This window comes from Chryseobacterium sp. SIMBA_038 (assembly GCF_046535115.1).
Classification (GTDB): Bacteria; Bacteroidota; Bacteroidia; order Flavobacteriales; family Weeksellaceae; genus Chryseobacterium.
The window spans coordinates 1-278 of record NZ_JAWRXH010000123.1; the positions used below are offsets into that span (position 1 = coordinate 1).

Genomic DNA, 278 nt, shown 5'->3' on the forward strand with positions numbered 1-278 from the left:
GTTGCGGGTCCACGCTGCTGTCGCGTCTGCTGGCCGCCGCCGGAGAGCCGGCGATCTCGGAACCGGACGTGCTGACCAACGTCGCCTGCGTCGATGACGACGCCGAGCTCGCTACGTTGCAGCGCTGGGGGCCGAGCGTCGTGCGCGCCGCAGTGTCCGGGCTCGCGCTTGCGTACGGGCGGGCGCCGGTCATCAAGCTGCGGGCGCGCTGCAACCGAGCGGTCGAGGTGTTTCTGCAGGCCTTTGCACAGGCGCGCTACGTATTCATGTTCCGCGAT

Annotated in this window: 1 protein-coding gene; it reads left to right on the forward strand. The window is 69.8% G+C overall.

All coding sequences use genetic code 11. The features are described 5' to 3' along the window. Positions 1–278, forward strand: a 278-nt coding sequence (locus tag SB689_RS22960; protein ID WP_410694373.1) for a hypothetical protein, incomplete at both ends; no start/stop codon positions are given.